Origin of the sequence: Bradyrhizobium sp. SZCCHNS3002, from assembly GCF_032377435.1 — a bacterium.
In the GTDB taxonomy this organism is placed as follows: Bacteria; Pseudomonadota; Alphaproteobacteria; order Rhizobiales; family Xanthobacteraceae; genus Bradyrhizobium.
This window is the reverse complement of the sequence record NZ_JAUHHY010000006.1, coordinates 360,957-384,016: the sequence shown is the minus strand read 5'-3', so window position 1 is coordinate 384,016 and position 23,060 is coordinate 360,957. Positions and strand designations below refer to the sequence as shown.

At 66.9% G+C, this 23,060-nt stretch carries 22 protein-coding genes; 14 read left to right on the top strand and 8 right to left on the bottom strand.

What is annotated here, in order from left to right:
- Positions 1 to 199: 199 nt before the first annotated feature.
- The gene (locus tag QW845_RS15840; RefSeq protein WP_315802487.1) at positions 200 to 1,270 is read left to right on the top strand and encodes a glycosyltransferase family 4 protein; all 1,071 of its coding nucleotides are present in this window, start codon (positions 200 to 202) and stop codon (positions 1,268 to 1,270) included.
- Positions 1,271 to 1,377: 107 nt separating this feature from the next.
- On the opposite strand, the gene QW845_RS15835 is transcribed toward QW845_RS15840, so the two are convergent.
- The 4 genes from QW845_RS15835 to bioB all read right to left on the bottom strand — a co-directional run bounded on the left by QW845_RS15835 (position 1,378) and on the right by bioB (position 5,564).
- Positions 1,378 to 2,643, bottom strand: coding sequence for an adenosylmethionine--8-amino-7-oxononanoate transaminase (locus QW845_RS15835; RefSeq protein ID WP_315802486.1), 1,266 nt, complete (start codon positions 2,641 to 2,643; stop codon positions 1,378 to 1,380).
- Positions 2,640 to 3,272, bottom strand: coding sequence for a dethiobiotin synthase (gene bioD, locus QW845_RS15830; RefSeq protein ID WP_315802485.1), 633 nt, complete (start codon positions 3,270 to 3,272; stop codon positions 2,640 to 2,642). The genes QW845_RS15835 and bioD overlap by 4 nt, the downstream gene beginning before the upstream one ends.
- Positions 3,269 to 4,414, bottom strand: a complete 1,146-nt coding sequence (locus QW845_RS15825) for an 8-amino-7-oxononanoate synthase (protein ID WP_409997926.1) — start codon at positions 4,412 to 4,414, stop codon at positions 3,269 to 3,271. Before QW845_RS15825 ends, bioD begins: the two co-directional genes overlap by 4 nt.
- Before the next feature lie 100 nt (positions 4,415 to 4,514).
- Positions 4,515 to 5,564 (bottom strand): biotin synthase BioB, encoded by a 1,050-nt coding sequence (bioB, locus tag QW845_RS15820; RefSeq protein ID WP_315802483.1) that lies wholly within the window; start codon positions 5,562 to 5,564, stop codon positions 4,515 to 4,517.
- A 120-nt stretch (positions 5,565 to 5,684) separates the two neighbouring features.
- Between bioB and QW845_RS15815 the strand changes: the two genes are divergently transcribed.
- The 9 genes from QW845_RS15815 (at position 5,685) to soxA (ending at position 13,978) form a co-directional block, all read left to right on the top strand.
- A complete protein-coding gene (locus QW845_RS15815) occupies positions 5,685 to 6,317 on the top strand; it encodes a GntR family transcriptional regulator (RefSeq protein WP_315802482.1) in 633 nt (210 codons plus the stop codon).
- Positions 6,318 to 6,446: 129 nt separating this feature from the next.
- Positions 6,447 to 7,847, top strand: coding sequence for an MFS transporter (locus tag QW845_RS15810; protein ID WP_315802481.1), 1,401 nt, complete (start codon positions 6,447 to 6,449; stop codon positions 7,845 to 7,847).
- Between the two features lie 136 nt (positions 7,848 to 7,983).
- Positions 7,984 to 8,433 (top strand): (2Fe-2S)-binding protein, encoded by a 450-nt coding sequence (locus QW845_RS15805; RefSeq protein WP_315802480.1) that lies wholly within the window; start codon positions 7,984 to 7,986, stop codon positions 8,431 to 8,433.
- A gap of 10 nt (positions 8,434 to 8,443) precedes the next feature.
- Complete coding sequence (locus QW845_RS15800; RefSeq protein ID WP_315802479.1) at positions 8,444 to 10,627, top strand: xanthine dehydrogenase family protein molybdopterin-binding subunit; 2,184 nt, start codon at positions 8,444 to 8,446, stop codon at positions 10,625 to 10,627.
- 61 nt (positions 10,628 to 10,688) lie between these two features.
- The gene (locus QW845_RS15795) at positions 10,689 to 11,957 is read left to right on the top strand and encodes an FCSD flavin-binding domain-containing protein (RefSeq protein WP_409997919.1); all 1,269 of its coding nucleotides are present in this window, start codon (positions 10,689 to 10,691) and stop codon (positions 11,955 to 11,957) included.
- Positions 11,941 to 12,387, top strand: coding sequence for a sulfur oxidation c-type cytochrome SoxX (soxX, locus tag QW845_RS15790; protein WP_315802477.1), 447 nt, complete (start codon positions 11,941 to 11,943; stop codon positions 12,385 to 12,387). Before QW845_RS15795 ends, soxX begins: the two co-directional genes overlap by 17 nt.
- Before the next feature lie 15 nt (positions 12,388 to 12,402).
- Entirely contained in the window at positions 12,403 to 12,882 is a 480-nt protein-coding gene (locus tag QW845_RS15785; protein ID WP_409997918.1) for a SoxY-related AACIE arm protein, read from the top strand.
- Positions 12,882 to 13,202: a thiosulfate oxidation carrier complex protein SoxZ gene (gene soxZ / locus QW845_RS15780; RefSeq protein ID WP_315802475.1), complete on the top strand. Its 321-nt coding sequence runs from the start codon at positions 12,882 to 12,884 to the stop codon at positions 13,200 to 13,202. Before QW845_RS15785 ends, soxZ begins: the two co-directional genes overlap by 1 nt.
- Before the next feature lie 23 nt (positions 13,203 to 13,225).
- Positions 13,226 to 13,978 (top strand): sulfur oxidation c-type cytochrome SoxA, encoded by a 753-nt coding sequence (soxA, locus tag QW845_RS15775; protein WP_409997917.1) that lies wholly within the window; start codon positions 13,226 to 13,228, stop codon positions 13,976 to 13,978.
- A gap of 332 nt (positions 13,979 to 14,310) precedes the next feature.
- On the opposite strand, the gene QW845_RS15770 is transcribed toward soxA, so the two are convergent.
- The gene (locus QW845_RS15770; protein ID WP_315802473.1) at positions 14,311 to 15,270 is read right to left on the bottom strand and encodes a LysR family transcriptional regulator; all 960 of its coding nucleotides are present in this window, start codon (positions 15,268 to 15,270) and stop codon (positions 14,311 to 14,313) included.
- 109 nt (positions 15,271 to 15,379) lie between these two features.
- On the opposite strand from QW845_RS15770, the gene QW845_RS15765 reads away from it, so the two are divergent.
- The 3 genes from QW845_RS15765 (at position 15,380) to QW845_RS15755 (ending at position 16,950) form a co-directional block, all read left to right on the top strand.
- Complete coding sequence (locus tag QW845_RS15765; protein ID WP_315802549.1) at positions 15,380 to 15,817, top strand: DoxX family protein; 438 nt, start codon at positions 15,380 to 15,382, stop codon at positions 15,815 to 15,817.
- 64 nt (positions 15,818 to 15,881) lie between these two features.
- Entirely contained in the window at positions 15,882 to 16,346 is a 465-nt protein-coding gene (locus QW845_RS15760; protein ID WP_315802472.1) for a hypothetical protein, read from the top strand.
- Between the two features lie 112 nt (positions 16,347 to 16,458).
- Entirely contained in the window at positions 16,459 to 16,950 is a 492-nt protein-coding gene (locus QW845_RS15755) for a TlpA disulfide reductase family protein (protein ID WP_315802548.1), read from the top strand.
- A gap of 244 nt (positions 16,951 to 17,194) precedes the next feature.
- Here QW845_RS15755 and QW845_RS15750 read toward each other — a convergent pair whose 3' ends face one another.
- From QW845_RS15750 to QW845_RS15740, 3 genes are all read right to left on the bottom strand, one after another.
- A complete protein-coding gene (locus QW845_RS15750; protein WP_315802471.1) occupies positions 17,195 to 18,850 on the bottom strand; it encodes a regulator in 1,656 nt (551 codons plus the stop codon).
- A gap of 72 nt (positions 18,851 to 18,922) precedes the next feature.
- Entirely contained in the window at positions 18,923 to 19,609 is a 687-nt protein-coding gene (locus QW845_RS15745; RefSeq protein WP_315802470.1) for an isochorismatase family cysteine hydrolase, read from the bottom strand.
- A 1,264-nt stretch (positions 19,610 to 20,873) separates the two neighbouring features.
- Positions 20,874 to 21,905 carry a S1C family serine protease gene (locus tag QW845_RS15740; protein ID WP_315802469.1) on the bottom strand — a complete coding sequence of 344 codons (1,032 nt, stop codon included), beginning with the start codon at positions 21,903 to 21,905 and terminating at the stop codon, positions 20,874 to 20,876.
- Positions 21,906 to 22,252: 347 nt separating this feature from the next.
- Between QW845_RS15740 and QW845_RS15735 the strand changes: the two genes are divergently transcribed.
- The gene (locus QW845_RS15735; RefSeq protein WP_315802468.1) at positions 22,253 to 23,020 is read left to right on the top strand and encodes a thermonuclease family protein; all 768 of its coding nucleotides are present in this window, start codon (positions 22,253 to 22,255) and stop codon (positions 23,018 to 23,020) included.
- The last annotated feature ends 40 nt before the right edge of the window (positions 23,021 to 23,060 follow it).

Sequence of the window (23,060 nt, the reverse complement as noted above, 5' to 3'; positions counted from 1 at the left end):
CAACCCTGCCCTTCGACAATGACGGCAGCAGCGTTGAGGATCAGGGATGGCATCAATGAGACGCCGAGGAACACGTTGTGTCGAAGAAAGAGTGATCAGGGCAAGGGAACTTCGCACATGCGACAACGTTCCCGCTTCGGCAGTGCCGGTGCCATTCGGTAGGGGGCTTCATCCATGATCACGAATAGGAGACGACGAGATGCGCATTGCGCAGGTAGCTCCATTGACGGAGGCTGTGCCTCCGAAGCTCTACGGCGGCACTGAGCGGGTCGTTCATTGGTTGACCGAGGAGCTCGTGGCCCTCGGACACGACGTCACCCTGTTCGCCAGCGGCGATTCGCAGACGTCGGCGAAACTCTCTCCGACATGGCCGAAGGCTCTGCGCCTCGACGGCTCGGTAAGGGATCCGAACGCGCTTCACATGGTGATGCTCGAAAACGTACGGCAGCAATGCGACGACGAACAGTTCGACATCCTGCACTTCCATCTCGATTACTACCCGTTCTCCCTGTTCCACCGGCAACCCACCCCCTTCCTCACAACCCTGCACGGCCGGCTCGACCTGCCGGAGCATCAGCCGGTATTTTCGGTCTTCAAGGATGTTCCCGTCGTCTCGATCTCGGACTCGCAGCGCCGACCGGTGCCGAATGCGAACTGGGTGCGCACCGTGCTGCATGGGCTTCCCGAACGGCTGCTGATGCCCAAGCCTGTGACGCCGAGCTATCTGGCCGTGCTCGGACGCATCGCCCCGGAAAAGGGAGTCGACCGCGCCATCAAGATCGCGATGCGCTGTGGGATTCCGCTGAAGATCGCCGCCAAGGTCGACCGCGCCGACCAGGATTACTACGACGAGCTGATCCATCCCCTGATCAAGGACAATCCCTTGGTCGACTATATCGGCGAGATCGGCGACCACGAGAAACCGGAATTCCTGTCCGGTGCGCTCGGCCTGTTGCTGCCGATCGATTGGCCGGAGCCGTTCGGCCTGGTGATGATCGAATCGATGGCCTGCGGCACGCCCGTGATCGCCTACAATCGCGGCTCGGTTCCCGAGGTGATCGACGACGGCGTGACCGGCTTCGTCGTCGAGGACGAGCTTAGCGCGGTCGCAGCGGTCAGTCGCCTGTCCGGCCTGAGCCGCGCCCGCGTGCGCGAGCAGTTCGAACGCCGCTTCACCGCACGCCGCATGGCGCTCGACTATCTCGCGGCGTATCGCAGCCTGATCGAGATGGCGGAGCCGCGCATCCGTCTCGTCAGCAGCGCTGAATAAGTAGATCGAATCCGAGACCGGGCACTGAGCTGCCCGGCCTCCTGATCATCTCAGCTGACAGCAGCCTACTCCGGCGAACATGCGCTGGAACTCGTCCATCGGCGACATCAGAGCACGTGGTCGACCGCCTCGTCGATCGCGGTATACACCGCCTCGAGGTCGCCGGAGGTGACGCAGTATGGCGGCATGACGTAGATGGTATGGCCGAGCGGACGCAGCAGCACGTCGCTGTCGCGGAAAAACGCCAGCAGCCTGGGACCAACCTCGGCAAGGTAGCCCGGCTCGTCGGCATGGAGATCGAGCGCCGTGATGGTGCCGCAACGCCGCAGCGCGGAAAATCGCTCGTCGTAACGCAAGCGGTCGAGACAGCGCTGCTGCGCGGCCGCGACGGCGGCGATCCGGGCCCGCGTCTGCGGCTGCCGCCATAGCTCGAGATTGGCGCTGGCCGCCGCGCAGGCGATGGGATTGGCCGTGTAGGAGCTGGAGTGAAAGAACGTGCGGGCGCGGTCGGTCGAATAGTGCGCCTCGTAGATCGCCGGACTGCACAGCGTCACCGCAAGCGGCACCGCGCCTCCGGTCAGCCCCTTGGCGTAGCAGGCGATGTCGGGCGCGATGTCCGCCTGCTCGCACGCGAACAACGTGCCGGTGCGGCCCCAGCCAGTCATGACCTCGTCGGCGATGAACAGCACGCCGAACGCCTTGCAGATCCGGTGCATCTCGCGCAGCACCGCGGCCGGATACATCAGCATGCCGCCGGCGCCGAGCACCAGCGGCTCGACGATGAAGGCGGCCGGCCGGTCGCTCTCACACAGCGCAGCGAGCGCGTCCAAAGTTGCCTGTTCCCTGCCCTGCGACGGAAACGGGATGACGATAACGTCGAACAGCAGCGGCTCATAGGCGTCATTGAACACGCCGCGCGCGCCGACCGACATCGCGCCGATGGTGTCGCCGTGATAGGAATGCTGCATCACCACGATGCGCGAGCGCGGCTCGCCGATGTTCCTGAAATAGCCGAGCGCCATCTTCAGCGCGACCTCGACGCTGGTGGCGCCACTGTCGGAGAAGAACACGTGCGCAAGGCTCGGCGGCACCAGCGCGAGCAGCCCGGCGGCAACCTGCTCGGCCGGCTCATGGCTATGGCCGGCGAAGATCACCTGATCCAGCCGCTCGGCCTGGTCCTGGATCGCGCGCACGATATGCGGATGGCAATGGCCGTGCGTGACCACCCACCACGACGCGATCGCATCGATGATCCGCCGGCCGTCGGCGGTGAAGAGATAGGCGCCCTCGCCGCGCGCGACCGGCGTCATCTCGGGCTGGAGCGCATGCTGCGTGAAGGGATGCCAGATTGGCGAGGTTGCCTTGCGCATCATGGTTCGAAATCCCTGCGCTGGAATTGCGTGGCGAACACGTACTGCAGCGATCGCGCCGTGAGCGGCGTGATCCAGGGCAGCCGGCCCAGGCGCTTCACCTCGCCGAGCCGGCAGATCGTCTCCTCATTGTCGGCATGGCCGTCGCCGATGAAGGCGATGCCGAGCACGCCGATGCGGCGGCTGCGCAGCGCCGCCAGCGACAGCAGCGAGTGATTGATGGTGCCGAGGCTGGTGCGCGCGCAGAGCACGACCGGCAATTGCCATCGCGCGAAGACATCGAGATAGAGCGTCTGGGAATCGAGCGGCACCATGACCCCGCCGGCCCCCTCGATCACGACAGGCCGGCCGACGGACTGCGGAGGATGCAGGCTGAGCGGATCGATGCTGACGCCTGCGAGGCGGGCCGCGCGATCCGGCGAGGCCGGCTCCGGCAAACGATAGGCTTCGGGCAGCACGCGATCGTCGGCGAGCTCGGCCAGCCGCTGGACACGGCAGGAGTCCGTCTCCTCGGCAAGGCCGGCCTGGACCGGCTTCCAATAGCGGGCCCTCAGCAGCGCCGTGAGGCCGGCGGCGAACACCGTCTTGCCGATCCCGGTATCGGTGCCGGTGACCACGATGCGTGGCGTCATGCCCCCGGCCTCCCGATCTCGGCGGCGAGCGCATCGAGCAGCGCCACGATCGCGGCCTCGTCGACGTTCAAGGTCAGCGACAGCCGGAGCCGCGCCGTGCCAGGCGGCACCGTCGGCGGCCGGATGCCGCGGACGTCGAAGCCTCGCGCCTGCAGCGCGGCAGCCAGGCTCATCGCGCGCGCATTGTCGCCGATCACGCAGGGAATGATCTGCGACGGCGACCAGCTTTCACCGAAGCGCGCGGCGATCTCACGATGGGCGAAGCCGACGAGCTGCGCCAGCCGCTGCTGCCGCTCCGGCTCGTCGCGCAGGATCGCAAGCGCCTCCAGCACCGCCACCGCCATCAGCGGCGACGGCGCCGTGCTGAAGACGAAAGGCCGGCAGCGATTGATCAGCGTGTCGCACAGCACGCCGCTTGCGGTGACCAATGCGCCGGCCGCGCCCAACGCCTTGCCGCAGGTGTGAACGGTGACGACGCTCTCGCGTCCCTCATAGGCTGCGGCAAGACCGCGGCCCTGCGCGCCGTGGACCCCGGTCGCATGGGCCTCGTCGATCAGCAGAAAGGCGTCGTGGCGCTCGGCGATCGCCATCAAATCCGCCAGCGGCGCGAGATCGCCGTCCATGCTGTAGAGGCTTTCGACGACGATCCAGGGCTGGCCGACACCGCCGTCCCTGCGCCAGGTCAGGATCGCGTCCTCGGCCGACTGCGCGCTGTTGTGGATGAACTGGCACGTCTCGGCGCGACCGGCACGCGCGCCCTCATGGGTGCTCGCATGAACGAGCGCATCGAGCACCAGCAGGTCGTCGCGCTGCGGCAATGTGGTGAGCACGGCGAAATTCGCCATGTAGCCGGAGCCGAAGAACAGCGCGCGCTCGGCGCCGAAGAAGCGCGCGGCCTCCGCCTCGAGCCGTTCGTGCTCGTCGCAATTGCCGCGCAGCAGGCGCGAGCCGCCGGCGCCGACCGGCGTGCCGGCCTCCATGGCCGCGGCGACCGCGCGCTTGATGCGTGGCGCCTGCGCCAGTCCGAGATAGTCGTTGGAGGAGAAATCGAGACCGGCCGGTGGACTGAGCTGCCGCAACCGGTCATCGGCCGCGAGTCTCTGCAGGCCGTCGGAATAGATCGCCAACCTGTCGGACAGCATGGACATGGCTCCGCTCTGTTTCGGTCAGCCGCGGGCGTGGACCGGCACGACCAGGCAGTTCCGTGGGCGCGGTCGCGCCGAACTCGCGATGAGGTTCGAATCAGGCCGGGGACGATGCGTCTGCGCTTTCGCTGGCGGCGGCCGGTGCGACCGGACGCGCCGACAGCGACGAGGTCATGCCGAGCCGCGCGAGCAGATCAGCGTCGCGCTGTGCCTGGGGATTGGCCGTGGTCAGCAGCACGTCACCGATGAAGATCGAATTGGCGCCGGCGAGCAGGCACAGGCTCTGCAGCTCGTCGCTCATGTATTGCCGGCCCGCCGACAGCCGCACCACGCTCCGGGGCATCAGGATGCGCGCGACCGCGATCAATCGCACCAGCGCAATCGGATCGGGCCGCGTGGCCGTCTCGTGGACCGGCACGCCCCTCACCTCGTTCCACATGTTGATCGGCACGCTGTCGGGATGCTCAGCGAGGTTGGCGAGCAGCACCAGCATGCCGAGCCGGTCGTCGATCTCCTCGCCCATGCCGATGATGCCGCCGCAGCACACCTTGATGCCGGCCTCGCGCACATGCGCGAGCGTATCGATGCGGTCCTGCAGCGTGCGCGTGGTGATGATGCGGTCGTAGAACTCGGGCGAGGTGTCGACATTGTGGTTGTAGAAGTCGAGCCCGGCCTCTCTCAGCCGCTGCGCCTGCGGCGGCGTCAGCATGCCCAGAGTCACGCATGTCTCCATGCCCAGATCCTTCACCGCGCTGACCATGTCGCAGACCTGATCGAGGTCGCGGTCCTTGGGACTGCGCCAGGCGGCGGCCATGCAGAAGCGCTCGGCTCCCGCTGCCTTCGCGCGCCGCGCGGTGGCGACCACCGCATCGCGGTCCATCAGCTTCGTCGCCTTGAGACCGGTGTCGTAATGCGCGCTCTGCGAGCAGTAGCCGCAATCCTCCGGGCAGCCGCCGGTCTTGATGCTGAGCAGGCTCGCGGTCTCCACGCGGGTGGGATCGAACTGCCGGCGATGCGCCGACTGCGCCAGGAACATCAGATCCGGAAATGGCAGGCCGTAGAGCGCCTCGGCCTCGTCCCGGGTCCAGTCGTGACGGACGGCAGCGTCGTTGTCGGGGCGATCGGACAAGCTGCTTGGAACGGGCATTTCGACACCTCACGCGGATTATAGATTTTCAAAGATATTATCTATGAAAATCCGTATTAAAGCACCGTAGGGCACAGCGGCTTTCCTCGCATCGGTTTTTTCGATAGATAATCTATCGCCATGCAGGACGAGAATCTCACCACGGCCCACCGCATCGCCGAGGCCATCACCGAACGGATCGTCAGTGGCGCGCTCCCTCCGGATGCGCCGCTGCGGCAGGACCACGTCGCGCGCGAGTTCAAATCCAGCCACGTGCCGGTGCGCGAGGCATTTCGGCAGCTCGAGGCGCTGTATCTCGTGGTCGCGGCACCGCGGCGCGGCGTGCGGGTGGCGCCGCTCGATGCGAAGTCGACCAGGGAGATCGTCGAGATGCGCGTCGCGCTCGAGGTGATCGCGCTGCGCAATGCCGCGCCGCGCTACACGCCGACGCATCTCGCCGCGATCGAGCTCGCGCTGATCGAGGCCGACAATGCCGAGACCATCCAGGAGTTCGAGACCGCAAACCGCGCCTTCCACCGCGCGCTGGTCGCGCCCTGCGCGATGCCGCGGCTGCTGGCGAGCCTCGACGGATTGCGCCTGGCGAATTCACGGCTGGTGCTGGCGATGGCCCGCAATGCCGGCTGGCGTCCGCGCACCAACCAGGATCACCGGCTGATCCTGCAGGCCCTGCGCGCCCGCCAGATCGGCCACGCCTGCGAGCTCCTGACGCGGCACAACCAGACGATCGAACGGCTGGCAAGGCCGGGCGTGTAGCCGGCTTCGACCCGTTCCTTGCGACCGGGCGCATACCGCCATGCGCCCGCGACGGCTGGGGCGCTCGCCTGCTCCCGTGTACACGCTGATCCGGACGCGCCCCGCGAACCGAAGGTCTCCAAAGGTCTCATGTCCGACCGCCACCACGCTTCGAAGCTCGCCGGCGACGGCACCACCGACGGCCTGCCGCCCGGCAAGCGGCCCTGGGCCATCGCCGCGATCTTCACGGCGCTGTCGATGGCCTCGCTCGACGTCGCCATCGCCAACATCGCGCTGCCGTCGATCTCGGCCGATCTCCACGTCTCCCCGGCCGAGGTGGTCTGGGTGGTCAACATCTACCAGATCGCACTGGTGGCCACGCTATTGCCGCTCGGCGCGCTCGGCGAGATCGTCGGCCATCAGCGCATCTATCTCGGCGGCCTCCTGCTGTTCACGCTGGCCTCGGTCGGCTGCGCGCTGGCGTGGTCGCTGCCAACGCTGGTGATCGCCCGCGCGCTGCAGGGCCTCGGCGCCAGCGGCATCATGAGCGTCAACACCGCGCTGGTGCGCTACGTCTATCCCGGCAAGATGCTGGGACGCGGCCTCGGCCACAACGCGCTCGTCGTCGGCATTTCCTTCACCTTCGGCCCGACGATCGCATCCGCCATTCTCTCGCTCGGCTCTTGGCCGTGGCTGTTCGCGATCAACCTGCCGTTCGGCCTGATCGCGATCGCGATCGGCATGAGGATGCTGCCGCGGACGCCGCGCGCCGAGCACGACTTCGACTTTCTCGGCGCCGCCCTCGCTGCGCTCTGCCTCGGCCTGTTCATCACCGGCATCGGCAGCGCCGCGCACGGCGCGACGCCGGCCATGGTGGTCGCCGAACTGGTCGCAGCGCTCGTGCTCGGCGTCATCCTGGCCCGCCGCCAGGCCGACCACCCGGCGCCGATGCTGCCGATCGACCTGTTCCGCCGCGGGGTGTTCGCGCTGTCGGCCGCGACCGCAGTGTGCTCGTTCTCGGTGCAGGGCCTCGGCTTCGTGTCGCTGCCGTTCTATTTCGAGGACATTCTCCAGCGCTCGCAGGTCGAGACCGGGTTCTTCATGACGCCCTGGCCGCTCGCAGTCACGATCATGGCGCCGATCGCCGGCCGGCTGTCGGACCGTTTTCCCGCCGGCCTGCTCGGCGGCATCGGCCTGGTGATGCTCGGCTCCGGCATGGCGCTGCTCGCCATGTTGCCGGAGAACCCGAGCATCGCGAACATCGTCTGGCGCATGCTGATCTGCGGCATCGGGTTCGGCTTCTTCCAGGCGCCGAATATGAAGGCCATCATGTCAAGCGCCCCGCCGCACCGCAGCGGCGGCGCCAGCGGCATCGTCGCCACGGCCCGGTTGACCGGCCAGACCACCGGCGCGGCGCTCGCCGCCTTGTGCTTCAGCCTTGCGGGGCACCAAGGAGCCACCCTTGCCTTGGCCCTCGGCGCCGGTTTCGCCGCGCTCGGCAGCGTGATGAGCTTCCTGCGGCTTGCCGTCGCTCCGCCGCGCGGCCCATGAGCCGACGCAACTACAAGCCGGGCCCATCACAAATCCTGCGCGCGGCAAACGCATATTCTTGATTTGAAGGATGCAAACGTTCGCGCCACAGTGCCGCCCTCTGTTCAACTGGCGCGTTGAACGAAAGGGATCTGCGATGGCAAACCTCACGATCAACGGACAATCCTATACTCTGGACGTCGAGCCCGACACGCCGCTGCTGTGGGCGATCCGCGAGAACGCCGGACTGACCGGCACCAAATATGGCTGCGGCATTGCACAATGCGGCGCCTGCACCGTGCATCTCGACGGCGCGGCCGTGCGCTCCTGTGGCGTCACCGTCTCCGAGGCCCTGGGCAAGCAGATCACCACCATCGAGGGGCTCGCGAGCGACACCGGCCTGCACAAGGTGCAGCAGGCCTGGGTGGAGAACGACGTTCCGCAATGCGGCTACTGCCAGAGCGGCATGATCATGGCCGTCGCGGCACTGCTCAAGGACAATCCGAAGCCGAGCGATCAGGACATCAACGACGCCATCACCAACATCTGCCGTTGTGGAACCTTCGCGCAGGTGCGCGAGGCGATCCACGCCGCCGCCAACGCCTGAGGAGGACGGCATGAACCAGCATGTGACGCCGCGCCTCGACCGCCGGTCCTTCGTCATCGGCACCGCCGCGCTCGGCGGCGGCCTCGCCCTCGGCCTCGACCTTCCCTTCGGCGGGCCGCAGATCGTGCGCGCCGCGGATGGCTCGCCCGAGGTCAACGCCTGGGTCGTGATCCGCCCCGACGACACCGTGGTGATCCGCATCGCCCGCTCGGAAATGGGCCAGGGCTCGCTGACCGGTCTCGCCCAGCTCGTCGCCGAGGAATTGGCTTGCGACTGGAGCAAGGTCACGACCGAATATCCGACGCCGGGCCAGAACGTCGCCCGCAAGCGCGTGTGGGGCGATTTCTCCACCGGCGGCAGCCGCGGCATCCGCGCGTCGCAGGACTACGTCCGCAAGGGCGGCGCCGCCGCGCGGATGATGCTGATCCAGGCCGCCGCCGACGAGTGGAAGGTGCCGGTGGCCGAATGCACGGCTGCGAATAGCGTCATCACCCACAAGGCCTCGGGCCGGACCACGACCTACGGCAAGGTGGCCGAGGCCGCCGCGAAGCTGACGCCGCCAGCCGACGTGAAGCTGAAGGATCCGAAGGACTGGACCCTGATCGGCAAGGGCGTGAGACGGCTCGATACCGCCGACAAGGTCACCGGCGCGATGATCTACGGCGCCGACATGAAGCTGCCGAACATGCTCAACGCCGCGATCAAGGACTGTCCGGTCACCGGCGGCAAGCTGAAGAGCTATGACGAGGCCAAGATCGCCGGCATGAAGGGTGTCAAGAAGGTGGTCGCGATCGACGGCACCGCCGTGGCCGTGGTCGCCGACACCTGGTGGCACGCCAAGACCGCGCTCGATGCGCTGCCGATCTTGTGGGACGAAGGCGAGAACGCCAAGGTCTCCTCGGCCTCGATCGCCAAATGGCTCGCGGAAGGATTGGAGTCCGGCCCCGCCTTCGTCGGCAACGAGAACGGCGACGCCAAGGCGGCGCTGGCAAGCGCGGTGAAGAAGGTCGAGGCTACCTACAACTATCCCTATCAGAACCACGCCACCATGGAGCCGATGAACGCCACCGCGCTCTACACGCCCGAGCGATGCGAGGTGTGGTGCGGCACGCAGAACGGCGAGGCGGCGTTCGCCGCAGTGCTGGAAGCCTCAGGGCTGCCCGCCGACAAATGCGAGGTGCACAAGCTGATCCTCGGCGGCGGCTTCGGCCGGCGCGGCCAGACCGACTATGTCCGCCAGGCGGTGAAGATCGCCAAGGAGATGCCGGGCACCCCGATCAAGCTGTTGTGGTCGCGCGAGGAGGACATGACGCATGGCCGCTATCACCCGATCACGCAGTGCAAGCTGACCGGCGGCTTCGACGCCGACAACAATCTGACGGCGCTGCACATGCGCATCTCCGGCCAGTCGATCCTGTTCAGCCTGCGGCCCGACGCGCTGGTCAACGGCAAGGATCCCGCGACCTTCCAGGGGCTGGCGCCATCGGGCGAGGCGACGATCGGCTACTCCGTGCCGAACCTGCTGATCGAGCATTCGATGCGCAACCCGCACATCAATCCGGGCTTCTGGCGCGGCGTCAACGTGAACCAGAACGCGATCTATCTCGAATGCTTCATGGACGAGCTCGCCGATGCGGCCGGCCAGGACCCGCTGGAGTTCCGCCGCAAGCTGATGGCCGACCATCCCAAGCATCTCGCGGTGCTGAACGCCGTCGCGGAGAAGATCGGCTGGGGCACCCCGGCGCCGGACGGCGTGTACCGTGGCCTCGCTCAGCTGCACGGCTATGGCAGCTACGTCGCGGGCGCCGCCGAGATCTCGGTGATCGACGGCAGCAAGATCAAGATCCACCGTATCGTCGCCTCGACCGATCCGGGCTATGTCGTCAACCCGGCGCAGGTGGAGCGGCAGATCGCCGGCTCGTTCGTCTACGGCCTGTCGGCGCTGTTCTACGGCGGCTGCACCGTGAAGGACGGGCGCATCGTCGAGACCAATTTCGACACCTACAACTCGATGCGCATCGCCGAGATGCCGAAGGTGGACGCGATCATGATCCCGAGCGGCGGCTTCTGGGGCGGCGTCGGCGAGCCGACCATCGGCGTCGCCGCGCCGGCGGTGCTGAATGCGTATTTTGCCGCTACGGGAAAGCGCATCCGCTCGGTGCCACTGCGCGACCAGAACATCACCTTCGCATGATCCGCGTGGCGGCAGCCGTTGGGAACCATGGCCGCCGCCATGCTATTCTGAATGGATGAGAGTGAGCCAGCGCACCCGCAGAGAGGTCGGCGGCCTGATCGCGGCGGGCGCAGCCCTGCTCGCCGCGCCGGCGGTGCTGCGCGCGCAGACGACGGCGCGCGTGATCATCATCGGCGGCGGTTTTGGTGGCGCGAGCTGCGCCCGCGCCCTGCGCCAGGCCGGCGCGAAGCTTGACGTCACGCTTGTGGAGACCAACAAGACATTCACCTCGTGCCCCCTGAGCAACGAGGTCATTGCCGGCCTGCGCGATATCACAGCGCAGCAGTTCGGCTACGACAAGGTCGCCGCCGAAGGCGTGCGCGTCGTGCTACAGGCGGCCACCGCCATCGATGCGGCTGCACACAAGGTGGCGCTCGCCGACGGCGCCACGCTGGCCTATGACCGCCTGGTGCTGGCACCCGGCATCGATCTCGATTTCACGGCCCTGCAAGGCTACGACGAGGCTGCCTCGACGGTCATGCCGCATGCCTACAAGCCCGGCGAACAGACGCTGCTGCTGCGCAAGCAGATCGAGGCGATGCCGGATGGCGGCACGGTGGCGATCGCCGTCCCCGCTAATCCGTCGCGCTGCCCGCCGGCGCCCTACGAGCGCGCCAGCCTGATCGCGCATTACCTCAAGGCCCACAAGCCGAAGTCGAAGGTGCTGATCCTCGACGCCAAGGATACTTTCTCGCAGCAGAAGCTGTTCGAGCAGGCTTGGCAGGAGCTCTACCCAGGGATGATCGAGCGCATCCCGTTGTCGCAAGGAGGCCGCGTCACCGGCGTCGAAGTCGGCACGCGCACCGTGATCACCGAGTTCGGCAACTACAATCCGGATGTCGCCAACATCATCCCGCCGCAGAAGGCCGGCCGCATCGCCGTGATCGCCGGCGCCGCCGACCGCACCGGCTGGTGCCCGATCGACGCCGCGACCTTCGCCTCGACGCTCGTCCCCGACGTCCACGTCATCGGGGACGCCTGTCTCGGCGGCGGCATACCGAAATCAGCCGGCGCGGCGCAGGCGCAGGGGAAAGCCTGTGCGGCCGTGATCGCGCGCGACCTGATCGCACGTCGGATCGAGCCGCCGCCGCTGACCGGCGTCTGCTACAGCCTCGTCGCGCCGGACTACGCGTTCTCGTTGTCGGGCGTGTATCAGCCGAAGGGAGACCTGTTCGCCGAGGTGGAGGGCAGCAGGACCAGCCCCCTCGATGCCCCACCTGCGGCGCGTGCCAACGAGGCAGAGGCGACAACGGCCTGGTTCAAGGCGCTGACCCATGATGCGTTCGGCTAGCCGGTTCATCGCGATCCTCATCATCGCCCTGCCCGCGACCGCCGCCGCGCAGCAGCTCGCGCCGTATACGATCAGCGGCGACGGCATCGCGCAATCGCTCACCGGCCAGCCCGGCGACGCCGCGCGCGGCCGTGCGCTCGTTCTCGCACGCAGCTCGACCTGCATCCTCTGCCATTCCGGCCCGTTCCCGGAAGCGCGCTTCCAGGGCGATCTCGCGCCCAGCCTTGCCGGCGCCGGCAGCCGTTCGACGATGCCGCAGCTCCGCTTGCGGCTGGTCGATGCCTCCAGGCTCAATCCGGCAACGATCATGCCGTCCTATTATCGCATTGACGGACTGACGCGCGTCGGTTCCGCCTGGCGCGACAAGCCGATCCTGTCGGCGGAGCAGATCGAAGACATCGTCGCCTATCTCGCGACCTTGCGCGAGTGAGCCCATATGACCGGCATGTTCGAACGATCCCACATCTCGCGCCGCCATTTGCTGCAACTGGCGGGAACGCTCACCGCGGCCAGCGCGCTGCCGCTGATCACGGTCCGGCCGGCGCAGGCGACGCCGGCGATGCTGGCGTCCGCCATCCGCAACCTCGTCGGCGAGGCCAAGGTGACGGTCGGCAAGGTCCGGCTCGACATCCCGCCGCTGGTGGAGAACGGCAACACCGTGCCCATGACGGTCAGCGTCGATCACCCGATGACGCCTGACAATTTCGTCAAGAGCATCCACGTCTTCAACGAGAAGAACCCGCAGCCCAACGTCGCCAGTTTCCACCTGACGGCGAGCGCCGGCCGCGCCCAGGTCACGACGCGCATCCGGCTCGCCGACACCCAGAAGGTGGTGGCGATCGCGAAACTGTCCGACGGCACGTTCTGGTCGGCGAGCGTCGACGTCATCGTGACCTTGGCCGCCTGCACCGAGGAGATGCCGTGATGCCTGCCGCCCTCGTCAACGTTCCCGCCAAGGCCAGGCGCGGCGCCGTCATCGAGATCAAGACGCTGATGAGCCACGTCATGGAGCCGGGCTATCGCCATACGGCCGCAGGCGAGGCCATCCCCCGTGACATCATCACGAGCTTCACCTGCAGGTTCAATGGCGCCGAGATCTTCCGCGCCGACCTCTATCCGGCCATCGCCGCCAATCCGTTCCTGTCGTTCTTCACCACGGCGACCGAGAGCGGCCGCTTCGCCTTCGAGTGGATCGGCGACAACGGCTTCGTCGCTACCGCCGCGGCGACGATCACGGTCGACTGATGCGGCCGGCGCTTCTCACTGTCATGACGATGATCGCCCTGACCTTGCCCGTGCTGGCCGGCGAGATTGCAGAGTCCGCGCGCCGCTCCGGCTATGACTTCATGTCGTCGGACACCAAGGCGATGCAGGACGACGACACCGCCAATCCAGCGATGCTGTCGGTGCTCGACGGCGAGGCGCTGTGGACGACGAAGGCAGGCACGGCCAACAAGGCGTGCGGCGATTGTCACGGCGCGGTCGATGTCAGCATGAAGGGCGTCGCTGCGCGCTATCCCGCCTTCAATGCCGCGAGCGGTGTGCCGGTCGATCTCGGCCAGCGCGTCAATCTCTGCCGCAGGCAGCATCAGGAGGCCGCGCCGTTCGCAGCAGAGAGCCGCGAGCTGCTGGCGCTGACGGCGCTGATCGCGAAGCAATCGCGCGGGATGCCGATCACCGCCGGTAACGACCCGCGGCTGGCGTCCTCGATCGCACGCGGCCGCGACTTGTTCTTTCAGCGCCAGGGCCAGCTCAATCTCGCCTGCGCCAACTGCCACGACGATAATTGGGACAGGCATCTCGCGGGCTCATCGATCACACAGGGACAGCCGACCGGCTATCCGATCTATCGCCTGGAATGGCAGGGCATGGGCTCGCTGCAGCGCCGCCTCCGCGGCTGCATGACCGGCGTGCGCGCGCAAGCCTTCGACTTCGACGCGCCGGACGTGATCGCACTCGAGCTCTATCTGATGTCGCGGGCACGCGGCATGACGATGGACGCGCCGGCCGTGCGACCGTGAACGTGGGGCACCATCGGTGCGCTCCCTCTTCCCATTCGTCACGGGGCCGCAACGAGCTTTGCTCGCGCTGAGAGGGTTGGGGTGAGCAGACGCACGGGAAGTGTTCGTGGAGAGACCTGTCCCCGTCACCCGGATTGCATCTTCGATGCAATCCGACCTCTCCCCGCCCTAGCGAAGCTTCGCTTCGCCCTGGCGGGGCGAGGTGCACCTTCACTGCCGCGAGAGCTCAACAACATCATGCTGCTGTACATCGAGTCGAACTTGTAGAAATTGATAGCCAGCGATGAGCACACCCCAGCTCAGATCGCGAGCTGCCAAGGCCGCCACGCGCATCACGCCCCTGTCTTCCGCCGCTTCCGCCCGCGCGCCCTGATCGTATCGATCGCAGGCGGCGGCCCTTCCGAGACCTGCTTCAGGCGTGGATCGGCGGCGATGAAGTCGATGAAGGTGCGGACCTTGGCCGAGAGATATTTGCGGCTCGGATAGACCGCCATCAGCGGCGCCTTGAGCGTCAACGCCTCCGGCAGCACCGTCTCGAGCCGGCCTGTCGCGAGATCATCCATGATCAGCCAGCGCGGCAACACGGCAATGCCCATGCCAGCGACGGCGGCATGGTGAAGCAGCGTTTCGTTGCCGCTGATCAGCACGTCCTTGAAAGCCGGCATGACCTCGCCGTCGGGACCAGGCAGCGTCATCGCGCGCGTGGGGATCAGCGCATATCTCAGGAACGCATGGCCATTGAGATCGGCCAGCGCCGTCGGCCGGCCCGCCGCGGCGAGATAGCGTGGCGCAGCGACGAACTGCATCAGGATCGAGGGTAGCGGACGGGCGATCAGTCCGTCACCGGGCGAGGCCGAGGTGCGGAGCGCGAGATCGAAACCCTCGTCGATGAGATTGACGAGCCGGCCGCTGAGGTCGACATCGAGCACGACCTCCGGATAGCGCGAGCGATAGGCGGCGAGCACGTCGGCGAACAGCGAATTCGCAAACCACACGGAGGCGCTGAGCTTCAACGTGCCGCGCGGCAGCACGGTGGCCTCGCTGACATCAGCCTCGACGTCGTCGAGCTGCTCCAGCAGCTGACGCACCTGCTCGAAATAGACCACACCGGCTTCGGTCAGCCCGACGCGGCGGCTGGTGCGGTTGAGCAGCCGGGTCGACAGCCGCCGCTCCAGCTCCATGACGTGCTTGGAGACCATGGCGGGTGACAGGCTCAGCCGCTCGGCCGCCGCAGCGAAGCTCTTGAGCTCGGCGACCTGGCAGAACACCCGGATGCTGACGAGGGAGTCCATTGATCATCAACCAGCAAGAAATGATTTCTCAACGGGAGGCATAATGATCAATCCAGAAGAAATCATCAACCTGCGCCGACCAGCCCCCACTCGTTTGGAGACTTCCATCGTGTCCACCACTGCATCGACCACCGATCTCACCCCGCTTCGGCCCTCGCTCGCGCTGCGCATCGGCCTGTGGACCGCACAGGCCCTGATCTTCGTGGCCTTTGGCGGAGCCGGCCTGACCAAGCTGTTCACGCCGATCCCGCAGCTTGCGGCGATGATGCCGTGGGCAGGTGAGTATTCCGAGGTTTTCGTGCGCGCGATCGGGCTGGTCGATCTCGCCGGCGCGCTCGGCATCATCCTGCCGTCGCTAACCCGCATCATGCCGCGCCTGACCGTCCTCGCCGCGCTCGGCTGCGCCACGCTCCAGGTGTTCGCCCTCGCCTTTCATCTTTCCCGCGGCGAGGCCGCCGTCACCCCGCTCAATATCCTGCTGCTCGCCTTGTCGCTGTTCGTGCTGTGGGGCCGCAACAACAAGGCGCCGATCCGGCCGCGCAACTGACCCGGCAACCACCGGCCTTGGAATCGCCACGGCCGACGGTTTCCCTTGCGACGAGAAAGCAGCGATGAGCGAACCCGTTCAAGATCTCTCCCGTCGCGGCTTCGTCGCTGGCGCGACGGCCCTCGGCACTCCAACCCCCGCCGTGCCGGCCGTCGCCCAGCATCGCGCCGGCATCGTCATCCTGATCGATCGCAATGATCCGCACGTGATGGGCCACGCCATCAGCTATTCGGGGAATCTCACGCGGCATTTCGCCAGCCTCGGACAGACGCCCATCATCGAGGTCGTCGCCAACGGCAGCGGCATCGATGTCTTCCGCGCCGACAAATCTCCGTTGAAGGAGCCGATCGCCGCACTGCGCCAGATGTATCCGCATATCGGCTTCAGCATGTGCGCCTCGTCGAAGGCGATCGCCGAGAGCAAGGAGAATCTGATGATCGAGCTGATCGAGGGCGCGAAGCTCGTGCCATTCGGCATCGGCCGCGTCGTCGAGTTGCAGCGCAAGGGCTGGGCCTACATCCATGGCTGAGACTGTTTCCTTCAGCGCCCTCACGCGCCGCACAGCGCTGCTGGGAGCCGCCACCGCCCTCCTTGTATCCTCGCCGCGCGTCCGCGCCGCGGCTGATGATCCGAGGCCGCCGCTGTTCCGCAGCGGCCGCAGCCAGTTCATCGTCGAGCGGCCGCGCAATCCGCTGCCGCCGTTGAAGCTGCAGGACTTGAGCGGCAAGGACGTGACGCTCGCGCCGAAGCCAGGCCATGTCACGCTGGTGAACCTGTGGGCGACGTGGTGCGCGGCCTGCAAGACCGACCTGCCGACGCTCGCCGCACTGGACCGCGTCCGGATGCCGGCGCTCGACGTCTGGACCATCTGCACCGACCGCCGCGACATCAAGACCATCCGCCGATACGCGGAAACGGTCGCGATGCCCCGTCTGTCCTTCGCCGACCCGCATGCGCAGGCGACCAATCCAGCCAATGCCGACGCCTCCGTCTTCGCCACGCCGGCGATGCCGATCACCTATCTGATCGGGATAAGCGGCTTGATCGAAGGCGATGTGACCGGTGCGGCAGAGTGGCTGTCCGAGCCCGGTGAGGCGCTGCTGCGCTACTATCTCGATCAGCCGGCCACGTGACGGTCGAAGACAGATCCGGCGGCCGGACTGGTGAGACGGTGCAGGCATTTGCCTCACCACAACGTCATTCCGGGGCAAGGCCGACAGGCCGTGAACCCGGAATCTCGATGTTGTCTTGCGTCGGCTTTCAACAAGCTCGAGATTCCGGGTTCAATCGCCAACCCGCCGCCGCTTCGCGACGTCGAGTTGACGATTGCCCCGGAATGACCGTCTGAACCAACTTGGCTTTCGTGCCGCAGTCGGCCTACTCCGCCGGCGCCGCTTGCATGTCGGCATGCGGCACGTAGCTCTCGGACATGCCGAGCCGTCCCAGCCAGAACAGCCCGCCCGCGACCACGACATAGGCCAGCGCCACCGCCGGCGTCACACCGAAGCCGCCGCCGATGCCGACAGCCTCACCATGCATGAAGCCGAAATAGGTCATGACCGCACCGGCGAGCGCGAACGCCGCCGCCTTGGTGAAGTCGCGCTCGATGACGAACACACCGATGGCGCCCAGCACGAGGCCGGCGAGGATCGAGCCGCCACCCATCACTTCCAGGCCGTGATACAGCACGCCCTGCTGCGGCAGCGCGGCGATCGCGGCGGTCTTCACCGCGTCCACCTTGTCGGCAGCGAGCCCGCCGACAGCCTGCGCCGCCGTCACCGTCGAGGCCAGCATGGTGTCGATCTGCAGCTTGGCCCAGGCGGCGAGATGCGGCGTGAACGCGAGCACGATCGCCGGCGCGTGCTTGACCGGCGTCGTCTGGAACGCCTGCGCGCCGATCAGCATGCCGATGTAGAGCAGGATCGGCGAGATCGCGACCACCGGCACCAGCGCCAGCAGCACCGAGATGATGCCGAGCCAGGACAGCACGATCACCATCAGCCCGGTCGCCGCGGAGTAGCCGATGCGGCCGCCCATCGCCTTCCAGCCGGGATGGCCGATGTAGACGGCGTTGATGAAGGGATTGCCCATCATGCAGCCGATCAGGCTGACGACGCCGTCGGCGGTCAGCACGCGCGTCGTCGGATACTCGTCGCCCGCGGCTTCCGCGCTCTCGACATTGTCCATGGCCTCGACGAGGTCGTAGATGCCGAACGGGATCGCGGTCACCAGGATCACGCCGAGATATTCGAAGCCGGAGAACACCGTGCCGAACGCCGGCAGCGGCACCGAGAAGCCAAAGTTGGCGAAGGCATCGCCGACGCCCTTCACGCTGAGCCCGCCGAGGCCGAGGCCGAACAGGTTGGAGCCCCAGGCGATGACCATGCCGACCGCGATCGCCACGAGACCGGCCGGCAGGCCTTTCGGATATTTCACGCCGCCGAACCAGCTGACCAGGATGATCGCGAAGCACACCAGCCCGATCTGCGGCGTCATGTACATCTCGAGCGCCGGCCGCATCGAGATGAAGGTGACCGAGACGCCGGCGAGCGTGCCGAGCAGCGCCGCCCTCGGCGTGATCTTGCGGATATAGGGCGCGACGAAACCGCCGATCATCAGGATGAAGCTCTGGAAGAACACCCAGACGAGGCCGGCCGACCAGCCCTTCAGGGGATCGCCGGTCTTCAAGGTGACCGGCAGCATGATCACGAAGGTCACGATGAACATGTGCGGGACGCTGACGCCCGAGGGTAGCGCGCAGACGTCGCTGCGTCCGGTCTTCTGCGCCAGCCGATAGGCGAGGAACGCGTAGTACAAGGTCGACAGGCACATCATCAGGCCGAGCGCCGGCAGGATGCGGCCGAACACCAGGCTGTCCGGCATCTTCAGCACGAAACGCAACAGCCCGGTGAGGACGAGCATGTTGACGAGGATGTTGGTGCCGAAACCGAAGAACGCGTTCCAGTCCCCTTGTGTCCAGAGCACCGGTTTGAAATCCGCACTTGTCGAGCTTGCCGTCCCGCTTCCGCTCATCGCCTTGCTCCCCTGTTGCCTGCAGCGACTACATGATCAAACTCATCCGTCTCAGATCTTTCAGCTCGTCTCTCAGATCATGGCCTTCAGCACCGCGGCCGAGTCCGCGACCCAGCCGAAGATGCCGCCCTGGGCCTTGATCATCTTCAGCCCGATCTCGTGGAATTCCGGGAAGTAGGACGCGCAGCCATCGGAGATGACGACGCAGCGATAGCCGCGGTCATTGGCCTCGCGTACGGTGGTGTTGACGCAGACCTCGGTGGTGACGCCGCACACCAGCAGATTGGCGATGCCATGGAGCTTCAGCACCTCGCCCAACTCGGTCGCGTAGAAGGCACCCTTCCCCGGCTTGTCGATCACGACCTCGCCATCGACGGGATAGAGCGCGGGAATGATGTCGTGCCCGGCCTCGCCGCGGATGAGGATGCGCCCCATCGGACCGGGATCGCCGATGCGAAGCGACGGCGCGCCGCGCTCGACCTTGGCCGGCGGCGCATCCGACAAATCCGGCTCGTGGCCCTCACGGGTGTGAATGACCAGCATGCCGGCCTCGCGTGCCGCCGCCAGCACATTCGCGATCGGCTCGACCGCGCGGGCAAGCTGCGACACGTCATTGCCCAGTGTCTCGCCGAACCCGCCCGGCTCCATGAAGTCGCGCTGCATGTCGATGATGACCAGCGCGGTCTTGGACAGATCGAGCGTGATCGGCTCCGGCTCGGCGATGATCGTCGCGGTTGCCGCTGCAGATGAGTTCGCCATGTCAGCCGCCTGCCTCCCCGCGAGAATGTCTCGCAACTGATGAAGCAAGCGGTGTGCCATTGTGTACAATGCGGCGAGGCGCGACGGCCCTGGCGAAGCACGAACTAATTCAAGGGGTTGAGAAGATGGCCGACATTGCCCGGTTGCTGGGCAGGCTCGTTCGGCGCGAACTCAGCCCATTTCATGAGCGATCATTGCATGCAATGATCGCCATGCTGCATCGCCTTGCGCCAAGGAAGGAGATTGAGCTTCACCTCGTCCCGCCTGTGCGCAGCATGCCACCGATCGCGCCAAACCGACAAATGTCGGGTCAAGCCCGGGACGACGGCGGGAGAACGTCACATCACCTTCCGATAAAAATAATCTTCTTGCTATTTTTCGGAAATCATGATTGTCTATGCGCATCCCGCCTCATCGCAGAGGGGCGTAGCGCGCGATCGTCACGACACGCGAGGCGGGGAAGCGATGGCCGCGAGAGATCGCAGCGTCCTCTTTCGAGGGCGCGGACGAACGATGGCTTGCGGACGTGAAGTCGCAGCGTCCTGACACCCCGACGCTGGTGTCACCCGCGCAATGCGCAAGCATTGTCGCGGCATGGTGGCCAACAAGCCCGGCGCACCAGGGAGACTGCGTATAAGCGTGAAGACCGTCGCGCAGGGAATGCCGGAGTGTTCGGCTTTGCCTGTGGTACCTGCCGCCTGCATTTTTTTCGCAGGCGGGCCATGGGTGAGGCCTTCACCCGGCATTCCCTGCGCCCTCTGCATGATTTGCGAGGGACAGTTTCAATGCATGCCTCGGGCGCGACGCGCCGCGAGATTGCGATGTCATGTCCGTGCTGTTTGAGACTGTGAAACCGACCACAAGCGACGCTGCCGTAGGGTGGGCAAAGGCGCGCCCTGGACCTGCGTTGCCAGCGAAGCTCCTTCCCACGCCGTGCCCACCATAGCTGTCGAGCACGCTGATGCACAGTGGGCACGCGACCGCCCTGCGGGCGTCCGCTTTGCCCACCTACAGACTACGGACTACAAACTCCACCGCCGTCCTTTGCTCGCATGCAGTCGCCTCACCCTCCGCTGTCGTCCCGGACAAGCCATGACGCGCGCCAGCGCGGCATGGCGCCGATCCGGGACCCATACGCCGCAGCAGTCGTGATGAGCACAATGCCAATGACCAGCCTGCCTCAAACCGCTCCCCGGGGGTATGGGTCCCGGCGTTCGCCGGGACGACAGCGGTGGCTGTCGAGACAGCTCTGCTCTCACGCAAACTAGGACGCCTGCCTCGCCGGCTTGCGCTCCACCGGGTGGATGTCGATGCCGCGCAGCCTTCCCAGCCGCAGCACATCCATCGCGACGGTGCGGCCGATGCGATCGCGGTCGAGCACGCGGATCAGGTCGTCGACGCCGTTGATGTCGGCGCCGTCGAGGCTGATCACGACATCGCCCGGCAGCAGGCCGGCACGCGCCGCCGGGCCATCCGGCTCGATCTGCATCAAGAGCGCGCCCATCTTGTTCTCGACGCCGGCGAGCAGCGCGTGACGCCGCGGCACCGGCGCGGTCTGCCCGGAGACGCCGATATAGGCGCGGCGGACATAGCCGTGGCGGATGATTTCCGACAGCACGAACTGCGCGGTGTTGCTCGCGACCGCAAAGCAGATGCCTTGCGCCCCCTGGATGATGGCGGTGTTGATGCCGATCACCTCCGCGGCCGAGGACACCAGCGCCCCGCCGGAATTGCCGGGGTTGAGCGCCGCATCGGTCTGGATGACGTCCTCGATCATCCGGCCCGAGACCGAGCGAATCGAGCGCCCCAGCGCCGACACCACGCCGGCCGTCACGGTCGATTCGAAGCCGAGCGGGTTGCCGATCGCGACCACGAGCTGGCCGCGCCGCAGGCTCTTGGAGTTGCCGAGCGCGGCGTAGCGCAGGTCGCGCGCGTGATTGGCGCGCAGCAAAGCGAGATCGGTGTCGGGATCGACGCCCAGCACCTGCGCATCGGTGACGACGCCCTCGACGTCGCGCAGCCGGATGGCCTTCGACGAGCCGACCACATGGCTGTTGGTCAGCACCAGCCCGTCGGGCGAGATCACGATGCCCGAGCCGAGGCCGCCGCGCTCGGCGCGGGAGCCGGCTTTGGGGCCAGTCTCGACACGCACGACCGCAGGGCCGACGCGCTCGGTGACGTCGATGACGGCATTGGAATAGGCGTCGAGCAGCGCCCGGTCATCGGCCGGGGCAGCAGACGACGCTTGCGCCGGCGACAGCGCGTCGCCGGCGAGATCGGAGGTAAAGTCCAACATGGCAAGATTTCCTTCGGCCGCTCAGATGGGTAGCAGCCTGCCCCGGCGCAAGGTGGCGGTCTGTCCCGTTCGCAAGGCGGGCGAGCTGATCCGCACTTGCGGCCGTCGTTCGAGACGCCCGCCTCCGGCAGGCTCCTCAGGACGAGGACCGGCTGCGCGGCAATATCTCAAACCCTCATGGTGAGAAGCGCCGCACGCCAAAATGAGCCAAGCAGTCGGTCCAGATGGCGGTGCGTCTCGAACCATGAGGCCGAGACGCCGGATCCCAAGCCGCACTTGCCGTGACTCACGAGCGATGTGATAGGACTGGACGCGGATATTTGATGCAATTGATTGCGGGAGAAAACATGCGGCTGCGAGACCGGCTGTTGTCGTTGTGTGGGGCCATTGTGCTGGGAGCCGGCATGACCGGCGCATCGCTGGCGGCGAGCGCCACGGTGCGCAGCGGCGACACGATCCAGCTCGGCGACACTGTGTTCCGGCTCGACGGCATCGATGCGCCGGAGGTCGACCAGCTCTGCATCGACGATCACGCCGATTCCTGGAGCTGCGGCGTCGAGGCGCGCGAGCAGCTCGGCAAGCTGATCGGCGGGCGCTCGGTGCGCTGCGACGATCTCGGTCCCGACAAGCCGCTCAAGACCCGCAGGATCGGCCTCTGCACCATCGACGGCGACAAGGTCAGCCTCAACCAACAGGTCGCGCGCGCGGGCTACGCCATGAGCGCGGATCCGGCGATCAAGTATCGCGCCAAGGACGATGTCGCCGCGGCCAAGGAGGCGGTGCGCGGGCTGTGGAAGGGATGCTTCGTCGCGCCCTCGGAGTTCCGCGCCGACAAGAAGGACGGCGCCCTGCTCGGCGCCGCCTGCCGCGCCGACCGCGACCGCGAGATCCGTGCGGTGCTGTTCCCGGACGCGCCGAGCGCGCCGCCGGGCTGCAGCATCAAGGGCAAGTTCGCGGTGCGCGCCCGCGTGACCGGCAACATCGGCATCTACCATCTGCAGGGCTGCCCGAGCTATCCCGCGACCACCGAGCCCGACCGCTGGTTCTGCTCGGAGGACGACGCACGCGCCGCCGGCTTCCGCCGTGCGTTCAACTGCCGCGCACCGAAGAAGTGAGGACGGCCCGCTCGTGCTTCTCAATGCCGCATCAGCTGGT